Genomic DNA, 520 nt, shown 5'->3' with positions numbered 1-520 from the left:
CGGGATGTTATATTGACGGGCGACCGTCGCGCAATCGTAGATCGCCGTCACTTGCGGCACCCCGATACCGGCGATAACGCGGGTCGTACAGATCGATCCCGGTCCCATGCCGACCTTGATGACGGAAGCCCCTGCTTCGATCAGGTCGCGCGTGCCTTCCGCCGTCGCGACATTGCCTGCGATAATCGTCAGATCCGGATACGCCGCGCGAAGCTTGCGGACGGTCTCGACCACGTTCTTGTGGTGGCCGTGCGCCGAGTCTACGACAAGCGCGTCTACGCCGGCTTCGACGAGCGCCGCGGCCCGTTCCATGACATCTTTGGACACGCCCACAGCCGCGCCGCATACGAGGCGACCTTGGCTGTCTTTTGCGGCTCTCGGAAATTGAATGGCCTTTTCGATATCTTTAATCGTAATGAGACCTTTCAGCTCGTTCAATTCCGTGACCAGCGGCAGCTTCTCGATCTTGTGCTTCTGCAGAATCACTTCCGCTTCCTGCAGCGTTGTCCCTACCGGCGCG

The 520-nt window shown here is 60.2% G+C and carries 1 protein-coding gene; it reads right to left on the bottom strand.

All coding sequences use genetic code 11. From position 1 onward, the window contains the following. On the bottom strand, positions 1–520 hold a 520-nt coding region (locus ACYVPE_RS40035), incomplete at both ends, for an IMP dehydrogenase (RefSeq protein ID WP_461038759.1).

The organism is Streptomyces mayteni, from assembly GCF_054783955.1.
This window is presented reverse-complemented; position numbering and strand designations above follow the sequence as displayed.